This window comes from Leifsonia sp. 10N434, assembly GCF_056394405.1.
This window is the reverse complement of record NZ_JBFTHV010000002.1, coordinates 412,865-429,452: the sequence shown is the minus strand read 5'-3', so window position 1 is coordinate 429,452 and position 16,588 is coordinate 412,865. Positions and strand designations below refer to the sequence as shown.

15 protein-coding genes are annotated in these 16,588 nt (G+C 69.0%); 13 read left to right on the top strand and 2 right to left on the bottom strand.

The features are described from left to right. The first annotated feature begins 79 nt into the window (after positions 1-79). Genes ileS through ndk form a run of 4 tightly spaced genes read left to right on the top strand, consistent with a single transcriptional unit; the run spans position 80 to position 5,653 of the window. Positions 80-3,439: an isoleucine--tRNA ligase gene (gene ileS / locus AC1DB1_RS07720; protein ID WP_477200334.1), complete on the top strand. Its 3,360-nt coding sequence runs from the start codon at positions 80-82 to the stop codon at positions 3,437-3,439. Beyond that, positions 3,436-4,797: a bifunctional folylpolyglutamate synthase/dihydrofolate synthase gene (locus AC1DB1_RS07715; protein ID WP_477200333.1), complete on the top strand. Its 1,362-nt coding sequence runs from the start codon at positions 3,436-3,438 to the stop codon at positions 4,795-4,797. The genes ileS and AC1DB1_RS07715 overlap by 4 nt, the downstream gene beginning before the upstream one ends. Further along, on the top strand, positions 4,794-5,237 hold the full coding sequence (locus AC1DB1_RS07710) for a DUF4233 domain-containing protein (RefSeq protein WP_271178515.1): 444 nt from the start codon (positions 4,794-4,796) through the stop codon (positions 5,235-5,237). The genes AC1DB1_RS07715 and AC1DB1_RS07710 overlap by 4 nt, the downstream gene beginning before the upstream one ends. Further along, the gene (gene ndk / locus AC1DB1_RS07705; protein WP_271178516.1) at positions 5,234-5,653 is read left to right on the top strand and encodes a nucleoside-diphosphate kinase; all 420 of its coding nucleotides are present in this window, start codon (positions 5,234-5,236) and stop codon (positions 5,651-5,653) included. Before AC1DB1_RS07710 ends, ndk begins: the two co-directional genes overlap by 4 nt. Positions 5,654-5,745: 92 nt before the next feature. Here ndk and AC1DB1_RS07700 read toward each other — a convergent pair whose 3' ends face one another. Next, entirely contained in the window at positions 5,746-6,351 is a 606-nt protein-coding gene (locus AC1DB1_RS07700) for a vitamin K epoxide reductase family protein (protein ID WP_271178517.1), read from the bottom strand. A gap of 312 nt (positions 6,352-6,663) precedes the next feature. On the opposite strand from AC1DB1_RS07700, the gene AC1DB1_RS07695 reads away from it, so the two are divergent. Next, a complete protein-coding gene (locus tag AC1DB1_RS07695; RefSeq protein ID WP_477200332.1) occupies positions 6,664-9,342 on the top strand; it encodes an Rne/Rng family ribonuclease in 2,679 nt (892 codons plus the stop codon). A 33-nt stretch (positions 9,343-9,375) separates the two neighbouring features. On the opposite strand, the gene AC1DB1_RS07690 is transcribed toward AC1DB1_RS07695, so the two are convergent. Then, a complete protein-coding gene (locus AC1DB1_RS07690; protein WP_271178519.1) occupies positions 9,376-9,651 on the bottom strand; it encodes a DUF4031 domain-containing protein in 276 nt (91 codons plus the stop codon). 281 nt (positions 9,652-9,932) lie between these two features. Between AC1DB1_RS07690 and rplU the strand changes: the two genes are divergently transcribed. The 8 genes from rplU to AC1DB1_RS07650 all read left to right on the top strand — a co-directional run bounded on the left by rplU (position 9,933) and on the right by AC1DB1_RS07650 (position 16,546). Further along, complete coding sequence (rplU, locus tag AC1DB1_RS07685; protein ID WP_271178520.1) at positions 9,933-10,241, top strand: 50S ribosomal protein L21; 309 nt, start codon at positions 9,933-9,935, stop codon at positions 10,239-10,241. Positions 10,242-10,272: 31 nt separating this feature from the next. Beyond that, on the top strand, positions 10,273-10,530 hold the full coding sequence (gene rpmA / locus AC1DB1_RS07680) for a 50S ribosomal protein L27 (protein ID WP_271178521.1): 258 nt from the start codon (positions 10,273-10,275) through the stop codon (positions 10,528-10,530). 77 nt (positions 10,531-10,607) lie between these two features. Further along, positions 10,608-12,143 (top strand): GTPase ObgE, encoded by a 1,536-nt coding sequence (gene obgE / locus AC1DB1_RS07675; RefSeq protein ID WP_477200331.1) that lies wholly within the window; start codon positions 10,608-10,610, stop codon positions 12,141-12,143. Beyond that, the gene (gene proB, locus AC1DB1_RS07670) at positions 12,140-12,940 is read left to right on the top strand and encodes a glutamate 5-kinase (RefSeq protein WP_271178523.1); all 801 of its coding nucleotides are present in this window, start codon (positions 12,140-12,142) and stop codon (positions 12,938-12,940) included. Before obgE ends, proB begins: the two co-directional genes overlap by 4 nt. Before the next feature lie 9 nt (positions 12,941-12,949). Continuing rightward, positions 12,950-14,218 (top strand): glutamate-5-semialdehyde dehydrogenase, encoded by a 1,269-nt coding sequence (locus tag AC1DB1_RS07665; RefSeq protein ID WP_271178524.1) that lies wholly within the window; start codon positions 12,950-12,952, stop codon positions 14,216-14,218. A 54-nt stretch (positions 14,219-14,272) separates the two neighbouring features. Next, positions 14,273-14,509 (top strand): hypothetical protein, encoded by a 237-nt coding sequence (locus tag AC1DB1_RS07660; RefSeq protein WP_271178525.1) that lies wholly within the window; start codon positions 14,273-14,275, stop codon positions 14,507-14,509. Between the two features lie 13 nt (positions 14,510-14,522). Then, positions 14,523-15,125: a nicotinate-nucleotide adenylyltransferase gene (nadD, locus tag AC1DB1_RS07655; RefSeq protein ID WP_271178526.1), complete on the top strand. Its 603-nt coding sequence runs from the start codon at positions 14,523-14,525 to the stop codon at positions 15,123-15,125. A gap of 137 nt (positions 15,126-15,262) precedes the next feature. Continuing rightward, positions 15,263-16,546, top strand: coding sequence for a hypothetical protein (locus AC1DB1_RS07650; RefSeq protein WP_477200330.1), 1,284 nt, complete (start codon positions 15,263-15,265; stop codon positions 16,544-16,546). Positions 16,547-16,588 lie beyond the last annotated feature (42 nt).

The window sequence follows — 16,588 nt, the reverse complement described above, 5'->3', positions numbered from 1 at the left end:
GCGGCAAGCGGGGTGGTACCGCGGCGAACGCGTCAGCGTCCGGCGTCCTCGTGCAGACGAACGACCTGCCAGGAGAGAGATGCCGTACCCCCACACGCCGGACAACGCCTCGCCGGACGACCAGCCGAACGGCGTCGCCCCCAGCCCGAGCTTCCCGGACATCGAGACAGAGGTTCTCGGCTTCTGGAAGAAGGACGGCACCTTCCGCGCGTCCATCGAGAACCGCGAGGGCGCTCCGGAATGGGTGTTCTACGACGGCCCGCCGTTCGCCAACGGCCTGCCGCACTACGGTCACCTCCTCACCGGCTACGCCAAGGACGTCTTCCCGCGCTTCCAGACGATGCGCGGCAAGAAGGTCGAGCGTCGCTTCGGATGGGACACGCACGGTCTTCCTGCCGAGCTCGAGGCCGAGCGGCAGCTGGGCATCACCGACAAGAGCCAGATCGAGGAGATGGGCATCGCGGCCTTCAACACCGCGGCCCGCGACTCCGTGCTCCACTACACCCGCGAGTGGCAGGAGTACGTCACCCGCCAGGCGCGCTGGGTCGACTTCGACAACGACTACAAGACGCTCGACGTCACCTTCATGGAGTCCGTCATCTGGGCGTTCTCGCAGCTGCACGAGAAGGGACTCGCCTACGAGGGCTACCGCGTCCTCCCGTACTGCTGGCGCGACCAGACGCCGCTGTCGAACCACGAACTCCGGATGGACGACGACGTCTACAAGATGCGTCAGGACCAGACGGTCACGGTGACCTTCCCGCTGACCGGCGCCAAGGCCGAGTCGCTCGGTCTCACCGCGGTGCGGGCACTCGCCTGGACGACGACGCCGTGGACCCTGCCGACGAACCTCGCGCTCGTCGTCGGACCCGACATCGAATACGCCGTCGTGCCGTCCGGCCCGAACGGCGCGGCCGACGCGCACGGCGTCCCCGACGACGAGGTGCTGAGCGGCGAGTACCTGCTCGCGATCGACCTCGTCGGCAACTACGCGAAAGAGCTGGGCTACGAGACGGCCGCCGACGCACTGGCCGCCGTCACGCGTCGCATCCGCGGCGCCGAGCTCGAGGGCGTGACGTACGACCGGCTGTGGGACTACTACGCCGACACCGAGACCTACGGCACCGAGAACGCGTGGCGCATCCTGGTCGACGACTACGTCACGACCGAGGACGGCACCGGCATCGTGCACCAGGCGCCCGCCTATGGTGAAGACGACCAGCGCGTCTGCGAGGCCGCCGGCATCCCGGTCATCATCTCCGTCGACGACGGTGCGCGCTTCCTCCCTGTGATCGAGGACGTCGCCGGCCTGCAGGTCTTCGAGGCGAACAAGCCGCTCACCAAGCTGCTGCGCGAGAACGGCCGGCTGCTGCGCCAGGCGAGCTACGAGCACTCGTACCCGCACTGCTGGCGCTGCCGCAACCCGCTCATCTACAAGGCGGTCTCGAGCTGGTTCGTGCGCGTCACCGAGTTCCGCGACCGCATGGTCGAGCTCAACCAGCAGATCGAGTGGGTGCCGGAGAACGTCAAGGACGGCCAGTTCGGCAAGTGGCTGAGCAACGCCCGTGACTGGTCGATCTCGCGCAACCGCTACTTCGGGTCGCCCATCCCGGTGTGGAAGAGCGACGACCCGGCGTACCCGCGCATCGACGTCTACGGTTCGCTGGCCGACCTGGAGGCGGACTTCGGACGTCTCCCGCTGAACGGCGACGGCGAGCCCGATCTGCACCGTCCGTACATCGACGAGCTGACCCGCCCGAACCCGGACGACCCCACCGGCCGCTCGACGATGCGCCGCATCCCGGATGTGCTCGACGTGTGGTTCGACTCCGGCTCGATGCCGTTCGCGCAGGTGCACTACCCGTTCGAGAACCGCGAGTGGTTCGATAGCCACAATCCGGCCGACTTCATCGTGGAGTACATCGGGCAGACGCGTGGCTGGTTCTACATGCTGCACGTGCTCTCGACCGCGCTCTTCGACCGCCCCGCGTTCAAGAACGTCATCAGCCACGGCATCGTGCTCGGCAGCGACGGGCAGAAGATGTCGAAATCGCTGCGCAACTACCCCGACGTCAACGAGGTCTTCGACCGCGACGGCTCGGACGCGATGCGCTGGTTCCTGATGTCGAGCCCGGTGCTCCGCGGCGGCAACCTGATCGTGACCGAGGAGGGGATCCGCGAGGGCGTGCGACAGGTGCTGCTGCCGCTCTGGAACACCTGGTACTTCTTCTCGCTGTATGCGAACGCGACGGGTTATGACGCACGCCGTCGCGTCGACTCGACGGACGTGCTCGACCGCTACCTCCTGGCCAAGACCCGCGACCTGATCGCCGACGTGACGGCCGACCTCGAGGCGCTCGACAGCACACTCGCCGCAGCGAAGCTGCGCGACTTCGCCGACCTCCTCACCAACTGGTACGTCCGCCGGTCGCGGGACCGCTTCTGGGAGGGTGTGTCGGAAGACGGCGCCGGCAGCGAGGCGTTCGACACGCTGTTCACGGTGCTCGAGACGGTCACGCGCGTCGCCGCACCGCTGCTCCCGCTCGTGACCGAGCGCATCTGGCAGGGGCTCACCGGTGGCCGGAGCGTGCACCTCACGGACTGGCCCGCGGCGGACGAGTTCCCGGCGGACGACGCGCTCGTCGAGGCGATGGACGGCATCCGGGCGATCAGCTCGACGGTGCTCTCGCTGCGCAAGCAGGCGGGTCTGCGCGTACGGCTGCCGCTCGCCCGGCTCACGGTGGTCGCCGCGCACGCGGCGGCGCTGGCCCCGTTCGAGTCCATCCTGCGCGACGAGCTCAACGTCAAGGCGGTCGAGCTGGTCGAACTCCACGATGACAGCGCCTCGCTCTACGGCATCACGAGCAGGCTGACGGTCAACGCCCGTGCGGCCGGTCCGCGCCTTGGTAAAGAGGTGCAGACGGTGATCAAGGCCGCGAGGGCGGGGGACTGGTCCGAAGCGGACGGCGTCGTGACCGCGGGCGGCATCGAGCTGGCCGAAGGCGAATACGACCTCGTGCTCGAGACCGCGCAGGCCGACGGCGAATCCACCTCGGCCCTCGCGCTGCTGCCGGGCGGCGGCTTCGTGCTGCTCGAAACGGTCACCACGCCGGAGCTCGAGGCCGAAGGACTGGCCCGGGACGTCATCCGCGCGGTGCAGGACACGCGCAAGGCGGCCGGACTCGACGTGAGCGACCGCATCCGGCTCTCGCTGGAGTTCGCCCACGACGACGATTCCCGCGCGCTCGGCCTCGCCGACACTGTGGACATCGCGGCCGAGACCCTGGCGCTGGTGGTGGAGTTCGCTGCGGCGGAGGCCGCGTACCGGAAGACGTTCGAGGCGGGGCAGTTCGCCAACGCCGGAGCGTTCACGGTCGGCGTGACCCGGGTCGCCGATGCGAACGGGCAGGATGCGGAACGGCGGGAGGGGACCCGATGAGCGACGAGGACTTCCGCGAGGCGGCAGAGGGCGTCTACCAGGCGCTGCTCGCGCGGGTCGGCGAAGGCGCCCCCGAGCACCGGCTGACCGCGACGCGCCGGGCGGTGGAACTGCTGGGCGACCCGCAGCGCGCATACCCGATCATCCACATCACGGGGACGAACGGCAAGACGAGCACGAGCCGCATCGCGGAGAGCATCCTGCGGGCGTACGGCCTGCGCACCGGGCTGCTGACGAGCCCGCACCTCGTGCGCTTCAACGAACGCATCGTGATCGACGGCGTGCCGATCAGCGATGAGGACCTGGTGCGCAACTGGGAGGACGTGCAGCCGTACCTCGAGATCGTCGACAGCGAGCTGGTCGAAGCCGGCTCCGCGCCGCTGACCTTCTTCGAGGCCCTGACCGCCTTGGCCTTCGCGGCGTTCGCCGACGCACCCGTCGACGTCGCTGTGATCGAGGTCGGGATGGGCGGGGAGTGGGACTCCACGAACGTCGGCGACGGACAGGTGGCGGTGTTCACACCGATCTCGCTCGACCACACCAAGGCGCTCGGCGACACGGTCGCCGCGATCGCGCGGACCAAGTCGGGGATCATCAAGCCGTCGGCCGACGTCGTGAGCGCCGTTCAGCCGGCCGAGGCCCTCGCGGAGCTGACGACCGCGGCCGAGCTGACGGAGTCGAGCCTCGCCGTGCAGCCGGAGGCGTTCGACGTCGCGTCGACGGCGGTCGCCGTCGGGGGACAGCTGGTGAGCATCCGGGGCAGGGCGGGCACCTACGACGATCTGTTCCTCCCGCTCTACGGAGACCACCAGGCGCAGAACGCCGCCGTCGCCGTCGCGGCGGTCGAGACCTTCCTCGGGCGCGGCACGCAGCCGCTCAACCGCGACCTGCTCGAGGAGGGCTTCGCCATCTCGACCTCGCCGGGCCGCCTGCAGCTGATCGGCATCGAGCCGAGCATCATCGTCGACGCCGCCCACAACCCGGCCGGCGCCGAGACGCTCGCGAAGGCGCTGCGCACCTACTTCGACTTCGACGAGATCACCGTGGTCTTCGCCGCGTTGTCCGACAAGGACGTGCGCGGCATCATCCGGGAGCTCGCGCCGGTGACCGACCAGTTCTACGTGACGCAGGTGCGCTCCGACCGCGCGATCGACTACGCCGAGCTCGGCGAGATCGTGCTCGAGGAGACCCACGAAGACGCGACCTTCGTCTACCCCGACCTGGAGGAGGCGCTCGTCGCCGCACGCGACTGGGCGGCCGAAGGGCCGAAGCGGGCCGTCGTGGTGACCGGCTCGATCGTGCTCGTCGGCGAAGCGATGACGATCGCAGAGGCCGCCGGCTGGAAGGAGACGTCGTGACCGATCCCGGTCCCGCCGAGCCCGGTCCTGCCGACTCCGCGCCCGCCGACTCCGCGCCCGCTGGACGCGTGCGCCGCACCAGGAGTGTCGTCGAGCTCCTCGGCTCGATCGTGCTCGGCTTCGAGCTCATCGTCGTCTTCCTGGGCGCACTCGTGCTCTTCGGGCTCAAGGCCCTCCCGCCCGCGATCGCGCTCGGCGGGGGAGCGGTCGTCGTCGTCGTGATCATCGCGGCCGTCGGGCTGCTGCGCTACCCGGTCGGCATCTGGCTCGGCTGGCTGGTTCAGCTCGTCGTCGTCGCCGCCGGCTTCCTCGTCCCCGCCTTCTTCATCGTGGGCGCCATCTTCACGGCCATGTGGACCTACTGCATGATCGCGGGCGCCCGCATCGACCGAAACAACAAGGCCGCACGTGCGGCCGCCACCGGAACGGAGAATCCATGACCACCGCTGTCGAAGAGACCCTCGTCCTCGTCAAGCCCGACGGAGTCGCCAGAAACCTCACGGGCGAGATCCTTCGCCGCATCGAGGCGAAGGGCTACTCGCTCGTCGACCTCCGGATGCTGCAGGCCGACCGCGAGCTGCTGGCCAAGCACTACGCCGAGCACGAGGGCAAGCCGTTCTACGAGCCGCTGGTCGAGTTCATGGAGAGCGGTCCGATCGTCGCCATCCGCGTCGCCGGCAACCGGGTGATCGAGGGATTCCGGTCGCTCGCCGGAACGACCGACCCGACGACGGCCGCGCCCGGCACCATCCGTGGCGACCTGGCGCGCGACTGGGGACTCAAGGTTCAGCAGAACCTCGTGCACGGCTCCGACTCGCCCGAGTCGGCTGCGCGCGAGCTGGCGCTGTGGTTCTAGCCGCGGCCCATCCCGCTCGCTGAGACGAAGACGAGGGCGCCGGTTGCCGATGCAACCGGCGCCCTCGTCGTTTCCGTCGGGCGTTCAGCGGGTCAGACGAACACGTTGTGGATCCAGTCGAGGCGCACCTGGGCCCAGATGGCGACGATCGCGTAGCAGACGATCGTGATCAGCGGCACCCAGCCGTACAGGGTGCCGAAGAAGCGGCGAGCGGATGCCGGAACGGGAATGTTGCCCTCTTTGAGGTTGTAGAGCGTGACGGCCCAGAACGTCGGGATGGTGACGACCCAGGTGACCATGCACCAGGGGCAGAGCACGTTGAGTACCGTGACCGACTGGGCGATGAGGTAGCCGACGAGGACGATGGCCCCGACGACGCCGAGGTTGAAGAGCATCCAGTACCACTTGGCGAAGCGGGCGCCGGCGAGGATGCCGACGCCGACCGAGATGACGGCGGTCCAGCAGGCGATGCCGATCAGGGGGTTCGGGAAGCCGAAGATCGCGCCCTGGGCGGAGTTGAGGTTCTTGGAGCACCCGACCAGGAGGCTGAAGTTGCACGACAGGTTCGCGTTCGGGTTGGCGAGCACGGCGAGCTTGTCGAGGGTGAGCTGGAACGCGGCCCAGAATCCGATCGCTCCGGCGACGATGAGGAAGATGGCGAGCGCTGTCGGACGGCGCGACGTCGTAGAGGGAGGCACAGTCGGATTATGGCATGCGCTCTCGCGTGTCGACCGGGGGCCGACCGCGTTTGCGCCGTGACCATGCGATAATGGCTTGTGAAGTCTCATCGGCCATGTGGCCGACGAGACGCCAAAGAAGGCTTGAGGGCGTGAGACGCCCAGAACGGGTCGGCCGAAGTGGCCGACCGAAGACATCGAGACCGTGCGAGCCGAGCCACGAGCCGTTCGCACAGACCAAGGATTGCGGAGTCGGCGCGGGAGTGCTGGCTCCGCCTACGGAGAGTACCCGGTGTGCGGGGAACCGCGCTCCGGTCGAGGAGTGCACCAGCGATGGTGGAAAACGACAACACTGAGAACACGCAGGTCAACGGAACGGAAGGCACGGAGAGCGGGGGGAGGAAGCGTTCGCGCCTCTTCGGGTCCCGCAAGAATGCCAAGAAGGCCGCGGCTGCCGCCGCGCCTCAGCCGCCCGTGACCGAAGCGGCGCCGGATGCGTCTGCGACCCCGAGCGCCCAGCAGGCGCCGTCGGGTCCCACCGCCCCCGAGCCCCATGAGCCCCCGGCGGCCGAGGCGTCGCCGGAAGAGGAGACACCCGTGGCCGACGAGCCCCGCGCGGCAGGGGACGCCCCCGCCGCCGAAAGCACCGAGAGCACTGACAGCACTGAGAGCACCGAGTCGACGGCGGCCGGCACGCCCGTCGTTCCCGGGCTTCCCCCCACGACGCTGCTCTTCCAGGCGCCCGACATCCTGCCGCTCCCGCCCCTGCCGCGCGACGACGACGGAGACGACGAGCCGAGCACCATCCGCCGTCGGTCGCGTCGCCGTGCCGGCGAGGAGAACAGGGGCGGCTCGAACGACCCCGCCAACACCGTCGTCAAGGTGCGCGCTCCGCGCGAGCCCGAGCTGATCACGGAGCCGCAGAAGGTCAAGGGCTCGACGCGCCTCGAGGCCAAGAAGCAGCGCCGTCGCGACGGCCGTGACGCCGGGCGCCGCCGCCCCGTCATCACCGAGGCGGAGTTCCTCGCGCGCCGCGAGTCCGTCGACCGCCAGATGATCGTCCGCTCCAAGAGCGGCCGCATCCAGATCGGCGTGCTCGAAGACAAGGTGCTGGTCGAGCACTACGTGGCGAAGTCCCAGGAGGCGTCGCTGATCGGCAACGTCTACCTCGGACGCGTGCAGAACGTGCTCCCCAGCATGGAAGCCGCCTTCGTCGACATCGGCCGCGGCCGCAACGCCGTGCTCTACTCGGGCGAGGTCGATTGGGACGCCGCCGAGACGGGCAACCAGCCCCGCCGCATCGAGCTCGCGCTGAAGCCGGGCGACCGCGTGCTCGTCCAGGTCACCAAGGATCCGATCGGCCACAAGGGCGCGCGCCTCACCAGCCAGGTCTCGCTGCCCGGACGCTACCTCGTCTACGTGCCCAACGGTTCGATGAACGGGATCAGCCGCAAGCTGCCCGACACCGAGCGCGCGCGCCTCAAGAAGATCCTCAAAGAGGTGCTGCCGGAGAACGTCGGCGTCATCGTCCGCACGGCGGCCGAGGGCGCGACCGAGGAGCAGCTGACGCTCGACGTCACGCGCCTCACCGCGCAGTGGGCGGACATCAGCAAGCAGGTCGAGTCCGTTCAGGCTCCGGCGCTGCTGCACAGCGAGCCCGATCTGCTGATCAAGATCGTGCGCGACGTCTTCAACGAGGACTTCCAGAAGCTGATCATCTCGGGCGACGACGCCAAGCAGACCATCGAGACCTACCTGCGCCAGGTCGCTCCCGATCTGCTCGACCGCGTCGAGCCGTACACCGGCGACCGCGACGCGTTCGACGAGCACCGCATCACGGAGCAGATCGAGAAGGCGCTCGACCGCAAGGTCTGGCTCCCGTCGGGCGGTTCGCTCGTGATCGACCGCACCGAGGCCATGACGGTGGTCGACGTCAACACCGGCAAGTTCGTCGGCTCCGGCGGCAACCTCGAAGAGACGGTCACCAAGAACAACCTCGAGGCGGCGGAAGAGATCGTGCGCCAGCTCCGGCTGCGCGACATCGGTGGCATCATCGTCGTCGACTTCATCGACATGGTGCTCGAGTCGAACCGCGACCTCGTGCTGCGCCGGCTGATCGAATGCCTCAGCCGCGACCGCACGAAGCACCAGGTCGCCGAGGTCACCTCGCTCGGACTCGTTCAGATGACGCGCAAGAAGCTGGGACTCGGCCTGCTCGAGACCTTCAGCGAGGCGTGCGAGGTCTGCGCCGGACGCGGCGTCGTCGTGCACCACGAGCCTGTCGTGAAGCACCGTCAGCCGCAACAGCAGCAGCAGGGAGAGCGCCGGCGAGGCCGCGGCGGCCAGCAGCCTCAGGGCTCGAACGGCAACGGCGGCAACGGATCGTCGAACAACGGCGCCGGCGGCGCCTCGAACGGCAACGGCAACGGCCACGCTCCCGGCGTGACGCACGCCATCACCGACGACGCCAAGAACGCGCTCGCGCAGATCGCCGCGAGCACGCTCGCCGCGCACGGTCACGAGGGTGAGCATCCGGTCGATGGCGAAACGGCAGCCCCGGCTGCGGTCGCCGACGACACGAACGCCGCCGCCGCAGCCGACAGCGGTCACGGCAAGCACGTCGCCGACGCGGACGCCGCGGCCGAGGTCGCCCCCGCCGCCACCGACGCGCCGAAGAAGAGCCGCAGGAAGTCCTCGAAGAAGGCAGCAGCGCCGTCGACCGACGACGCCGCGGAGGCTCAGGATGCGGCCGCGGCTTCCGACCGCCCCGTCCAGGCCGACGCATCCGAGGCTGCGGTCACGCTGCTCGACATCCCCGTGGCCGTCGCGACCGCGCCGTCGCGTCGCGCCCCCTCCAAGGAGACGGAGCAGCTGCTCGACTCGGTGCTCGACGCGCTCCCGCAGCCCAAGCAGCCCGGACAGGGACGCGGCCGGAGCCGGCGGGTCAGCACCGCGGCCATCGCAGGCGGCTCGGTGGCTCCCGAGATCACCAGGACCGACTCCGCCGAGTAGTCCTCGTCGGCACCACGCACTCGAGGCGCGGGATCAGTGCTTGCGCACGCGGTCCCGCGCCTTGATGCGGAGACCGCTGGCGCGCAGCCGCACGACGAGCTCTTTGCCGCTGACCGGCTCCGCGCCGGCGGCGACGAGCTGATCGTAACGACGGTCGGGGACGTCATAGTGGTCGAGGTCGAACGCGCGTCGGCCGATGTCGTTGGCATCGGCGAAGGCGTGCAGCTCGGCGAGAGAGCTGTCGCTCACGAGATGCGACCACAACATGCCGTGGGCGGGCCATGCCGGGGGATCGATCAGGACCGTCATACAATGATTGTAGGAAGCGGCGCCACCGAGGGGCCGCGCCCCGACGCCCCCACACCGATCCGCGTGACGCGAATTGACCGTGGAAGCGGCATCGGGTAAAGTTGACCGTTGGTGTGTGTCGGGCGTTGTCCGCTGACCACCATGGTTTTTCTGAGAGCCGGAACGTCGCGGAGCGACGGGCAGGACTCGCCAGTAACTTCCTGAAGATACAGAGATTAGGACCAGGTCCGCCGCTCGACTGAGCCGGGGGGAGCTGATCCCCAGAGAAAAGGTACGTAAAAGTGGTTTACGCAGTTGTGCGCGCCGGTGGCCGGCAGGAAAAGGTCGAGGTCGGCACCATCGTGACGATGGACCGTATCAAGGCCGACAAGGATGGCAACGTCGAGCTCGCTGCTGTGCTGCTTGTTGACGGTGACACGATCACCTCCGACGCGAAGTCGCTCGCCAAGGTGAAGGTCACCGCCGAGGTCCTCGGCGACCTCCGCGGCCCGAAGATCGTGATCCAGAAGTTCAAGAACAAGACCGGCTACAAGAAGCGTCAGGGGCACCGCCAGGAGCTCACGCGCGTCAAGGTCACCGGCATCAAGTAGCCGACGAGCACAGGGCTGAGGAGAAGAAGCAATGGCACACAAAAAGGGAGCGAGCTCCACTCGCAACGGTCGTGACTCGAACGCGCAGCGCCTCGGCGTGAAGCGCTTCGGCGGTCAGGTCGTCGGCGCGGGCGAGATCATCGTCCGTCAGCGCGGCACCCACTTCCACCCGGGCGTGAACGTCGGCCGTGGTGGCGACGACACCCTGTTCGCACTCGCGGCCGGTTCGGTCGAGTTCGGCAGCAAGGGCGGCCGCAAGGTCGTCAACATCGTGGCGGCCCAGGCGTAAGCCTCCTCCACGAGCACACTTCCGGATGGGCGGGCTTCGGCCCGCCCATCCCCGTTTTACCCGATAGAAGGAGCACCATGGCGACGTTCGTGGATCACGTGACGTTGCATCTGCGCGCCGGCAACGGCGGCAACGGGTGCGTTTCCGTCAAGCGCGAGAAGTTCAAGCCGCTCGCCGGCCCCGACGGCGGCAACGGCGGTAACGGCGGCGACATCGTCCTCGTCTCCGACCCCCAGGTCACCACGCTGCTCGGCTATCACCGTCACCCGCACCGTTCCTCCGACAACGGCGGCTTCGGGATGGGCGACCACCGCAGCGGCTACGCCGGCGAAGAGCTCGAGCTCGCCGTTCCGGTCGGGACCGTCGTCAAGGACCCGGCGGGCAACGAGCTCATCGACATGAACGAGCCGGGCATGCGCTACGTCGTCGCGCCCGGCGGCATCGGCGGCCTCGGCAACGCCGCCCTCGCCAACCCCAAGCGCAAGGCCCCTGGCTTCGCGCTGCTGGGGACCCCGGGCTTCGAGGGCGATGTGCTCCTCGAGCTCAAGACCGTCGCCGATGTCGCCCTGGTCGGGTACCCCTCGGCCGGCAAGTCGAGCCTGATCGCCGCGCTGTCGGCGGCCAAGCCGAAGATCGCCGACTACCCCTTCACCACGCTGCACCCGAACCTCGGTGTCGTCCAGGCGGGCGACGTGCGCTACACGGTCGCCGACGTCCCCGGCCTCATCGAGGGCGCGAGCGAGGGCAAGGGGCTCGGACTCGAGTTCCTGCGCCACGTCGAACGCTGCAGCGCGCTGCTCCACGTTCTCGACTGCGCCACCCTGGAGCCCGGACGCGACCCCATCAGCGATCTCGACGTCATCCTGGGCGAGCTGGCCGCGTATCCGGTACCGGAGGGTCAGACGCCGCTGCTCGAGCGTCCTCAGTTGATCGCGCTCAACAAGATCGATGTCCCGGATGCCCACGAGCTCGCCGACTTCGTGCGCAGCGACCTCGAGGCCCGCGGCTACCGCGTGTTCGAGATCTCTGCCGTGAGCCATGAGGGACTGCGGCCCCTGTCCTTCGCCCTCGCCGAGTTGGTCGAAGCGGCACGGCGCGAGCAGGTGGCCGCGGAGGCCGCGCGCCCCCGCATCGTCATCCGGCCGCAGGCCGTGGACGACTCCAAGTTCGTCGTCAAGGTCGAGGGCGGCTCCGACGGCAACGTCTACCGCATCCTCGGCGCCAAGCCGGAGCGCTGGGTGGCTCAGACCGACTTCAACAACGACGAGGCCGTCGGCTTCCTCGCCGACCGGCTCGCCAAGCTCGGCGTCGAAGACCAGCTGTTCAAGGCCGGGGCCGTCGCCGGCTCGACCGTGGTCATCGGCCGCGACAACGGCGTGGTGTTCGATTGGGAGCCGACGCTGACCTCGACGGCTGAACTGCTGACCTCGCCGCGTGGTTCCGACCCCCGCCTCGACGCGCTCAACCGCCCGACCCGCAACCAGCGCCGCGAGGAGTACTTCGAGCGCATGGACGCCAAGGCGGAGGCTCGGGCCGAACTCGTGCGCGAGCGCGAGGCCGGCCTCTGGGCGGACGACGACTACAACGACAACAAGGAGACCGACGGGGAATGACGATCGACGACCGCAGCCAGGTCCCCGCAGCGCGACGTGTGGTCGTCAAGGTGGGATCGTCGTCCATCAGTGGAGACAATGCGGGCCAGATCGCCCCGCTCGTCGACGCCCTCGCCGAGGCTCACGGCCGTGACACCCAGGTGATCCTGGTGTCGTCGGGCGCGATCGCCACGGGCATCCCGTACCTCGCGCTCGACGGGCGGCCGACCGACCTCGCCACGCAGCAGGCCGCCGCCGCGGTCGGGCAGAACGTGCTCATCTACCGTTATCAGGACAGCCTCGACCGGTACGGGATCGTCGCCGGACAGGTGCTGCTGACGGCCGGCGACATGGAGAACCCGACCCACCGGAGCAATGCCAAGCGGGCCATGGAGCGCCTGCTCGACCTGCGCATCCTGCCGATCGTGAACGAGAACGACACCGTCGCCACCCACGAGATCCGGTTCGGCGACAACGACCGGCTCGCCGCGCTGGTGGCGCTGCTCGTCGACGCCGACCTGCTGGTGCTGCTGTCCGACGTGGACGCCCTCTATACGAAGCCCCCGCAGGAGCCGGGAGCGGCGAAGATCGACGAGGTCGCGTACGACGACGACCTCGCCGGCGTCGAGATCGGCTCCACGGGTCTCTCCGGCGTGGGGACCGGGGGAGCGCTGACCAAGGTGTCCGCCGCCAGGCAGGCCGCGGAGCAGGGCACCGCAGTCATCCTGACTGCGACCACGTTGGTCGCCGAGGCACTGCGCGGCGAGCGGGTCGGCACCTGGTTCGCCCCCGCCCAGGATGCGGCGCGCACCGCCTAAACTTGAGCCATGTCTCAGACCACGCTCGGCGCCGTCACGCTCGCCGACAAGCTCGCGGCGGCGAAGAACGCCTCGTTCGCCCTGGCCACGGCGACCACCGACCAGAAGAACGCGGCGCTGCGGGCGATCGCGACCCGGCTGGGTGACGCGTCCGGCCGCATCCTCGAAGCGAATGAGCTCGACCTCGCCAATGGGCGCGAGAACGGCCTCTCCACCGGGCTGCTCGATCGGCTCACGCTGAGTGACGCACGGCTCGCCGGCCTCGCCGACGCCGTGCTGCAGATCGTCGCGCTCACCGACCCCGTCGGCGAGGCCGTGCGCGGGAGCGCGCTGCCGAACGGCATCAAGATCACCCAGGTGCGTGTGCCGTTCGGCGTGGTCGGCGCGATCTACGAGGCCCGTCCCAACGTCACCGTCGACATCGCCGCCCTCGCGCTCAAGAGCGGCAACGCCGCCGTGCTCCGCGGCGGCAGCGCGGCGATCAACACCAACCGTGTGCTCGTGGAGGTCATCCGCGAAGCGCTCGGAGAGACGGGACTGCCCGAGGAGTCGGTGCAGACCATCGACGAGTTCGGCCGCGTCGGCGCGACGGAGCTGATGAAGGCGCGCGGCTACATCGACGTGCTCATCCCGCGGGGGAGCGCGGAGCTGATCCGCACGGTGGTGACGGAGTCGACGGTCCCCGTGATCGAGACGGGCGCCGGTGTGGTGCACATCGTGCTCGACGAGAGTGCCCGTGAGGACTGGGCCGCCGACATCGTGCGCAACGCCAAGGTCCAGCGGCCCAGCGTCTGCAACGCGGTCGAGACGCTGCTGGTGCACCGTTCGGCGGCCGAGCGCGTGCTGCCGTCGGTCGTCACCGCGCTCACGGAGGCCGGGGTCACCATCCACGCCGACGAGCGCGCGAGCGCTTTCGCGCCCGGTGCCGTCCCGGTCACCGAGGAGGACTGGGCGACCGAGCACATGAGTCTCGACATCTCCGTGAAGGTCGTCGACTCGCTCGACGAGGCGATCGACCACATCCGTCGCTACTCGACCCAGCACACCGAGGCGATCATCACGAACGATCTGGCGAATGCCGAGCGCTTCCTCGCCGAGGTCGATTCGGCGGTCGTCATGGTGAATGCGTCGACACGGTTCACGGACGGCGGCGAGTTCGGCTTCGGGGCCGAGGTGGGGATCTCCACGCAGAAGCTGCACGCCCGAGGTCCGATGGGGCTGCCCGAATTGACGAGCACGAAATGGATCGTCCGCGGGTCAGGACAGATCCGCGCCTGACCGGCCACTAGACTGGTCGGCGGGCGTTCGCGCTGACGGAAAGGAATGAATTCGATGTCACACCTGACGGCTCTGCTGGCCGCGACCGAAACTCACGTGGAGCTTCCGATGCCGACGTGGGCATTCGGCGCGATCGCACTGGCGGTGTTCGCTGTGCTCGGATTCGTGATCTGGACCTACCGCGATGTCGCCAACCGGCACAGCCACAAGGCGGGCCCCGGTGCCGCAGAGCACGCGGCCGCTCCCGGCGCGACGCACCACGGAACCGGCCACCCCACTCAGGGCCACTGACCGCGCCGGTCGTATGGAGCTCACGGAGAAGCGCCGGCCGCGTGTCGGTGTGATGGGCGGAACGTTCGATCCGATCCATCACGGCCACTTGGTGGCCGCCAGCGAGGTCGCGCAGTCATTCGACCTCGACGAGGTCGTCTTCGTACCGACCGGACACCCTTGGCAGAAGGGCGACGTGTCGCCGGGGGAGCACCGCTACCTCATGACCGTCATCGCGACGGCATCGAATCCGCGGTTCACCGTGAGTCGTGTCGACATCGACCGCGAAGGTCCGACGTACACGATCGACACACTGCGAGATCTCCACGAGTCGCGCCCCGAGGCCGAACTCTTCTTCATCACCGGTGCCGACGCCATCGCTCAGATCCTGAACTGGCGCGACGTCAACGAGCTCTGGAGCCTCGCGCATTTCGTTGCTGTGAGTCGTCCGGGACATGACTTGACTATTTCTGGATTGCCGACGCAAGACGTAAGCTTGTTGGAAGTTCCGGCCCTGGCTATCTCGTCAACCGACTGCCGGGACCGGGTGAGCAGGGGATTTCCCGTCTGGTATCTGGTACCGGACGGCGTTGTTCAGTACATCTCCAAACACCATCTGTATCGGAGTGTGGCATGACTTTGTGGCAAGACCCGCCGCCACAGACACGGCGACAAGCGCGCGAGAACGAGCGTTCGCAGGCTGAAAAGGCCGCCGGTCAGGCGTCACGACGAGCCGGCACGGCAGAGCCGACGCCCGCCGGTGAGATCCCGACGATGACGACGCCATACACGTTCACCGCCGGTCGCACCGACGACGACCAAGAACCGGAGAAGCCGGCCATCCCGGCGACGGCGTTCGCCGAGCCCGGGGTCACCGCTCCGTCCCGTCCGAACCTGCCGAGCTACGGATCGTCCTTCGACGCCCTGCTCTCGCCGGAGTCCGACTCCGACTCCTCGTCGGCGTCCGACGACTCCACCGAGCCGGATGCCGGGCTGTACCGTCAGCCGCCCGTCGCTTCGGTGCAGGAACCGGTCACCACTCCGGTGGCGCTGGTGCCCGACGCCGTGCGTCCCGCCGACGCCGCGTCGACGCCGTCGCCCGCGACGCCTACGTCAGTGACGCCGGGCCCGGCGTCACCCGCCGCTCCCGTCGATCAGGAGCGCACCCTGACGCGTCGCGAGCTGCGGGCGATGCTGCAGGCTCAGGAGGCCAACCAGCAGGCCGGCCACATCGAGCCGACCATCCCGGTCACGTTCACCCCGCCGGCCGCGGCCGACGAGACCGCAACCGCTGCGGCTGCTCCTGCTGCTTCGCCTGATTCAACGCCCGACACGTCCACGCCCAGCGCGTGGCCCTTCGGATCGCTGACGCCGTCGTCCGCGACGCCTGCGGCGAGCCCCGCTGCAGAAGCTCCGTCGACGCCTGCCCCGCCGGTCTTCACTCCGCCGACGTTCGCGCCGGTGACGCCGGCCGAGCCGCCGGTCGCCGCACCTGCTGCGCCTGCCGCCGCGACGCCCGAGGCGCCCGCCGCTGTGCCCGAGGCGGTCGACCCGAGCGAGGAACGTCAGCCGTACACGCCGCCCGTCGGTCACTGGTCGACGGCCGCCGAGCTCGACGACAAGAACCAGCCGTTCGACCAGATCATCTCGCGTAATGTCGGCCAGTCCGGCTCCGCGACGACGACGAACGCGCTCATCCTGCCCGTCCTCCCCACGCCGGACGCCACCGGTCCGCTCACCAGCACCGGCGAGATCCTCGTGACGGGCTCGATCGACCTGCCGCGCGGGCTCGGTGCAACGGGAGCGCATCCCAACCGCATCGACTCGTCCGACCTCGACCGTCTGCTCGAGGGCGACGAGAACGAGTTCAACACGTCCGAGGTCGCGCCGATCCGCGCGTCGCGAGCCGTGAGCACGCACACCTCCACCCGCGGAGTGATCACACCCCCGAAGAAGCGCGGCGGCCGACTGCCGGTCGTGCTGTCGATCACCGCAGCGGTGCTCGGTGTCGGTGTGATCGGTCTCCTCATCGCCGCCTACGTCCTGAATGTGTTCTGATCATCCGTACCCGTCAGAACGCCAGTATCCGAACCCTCCGGG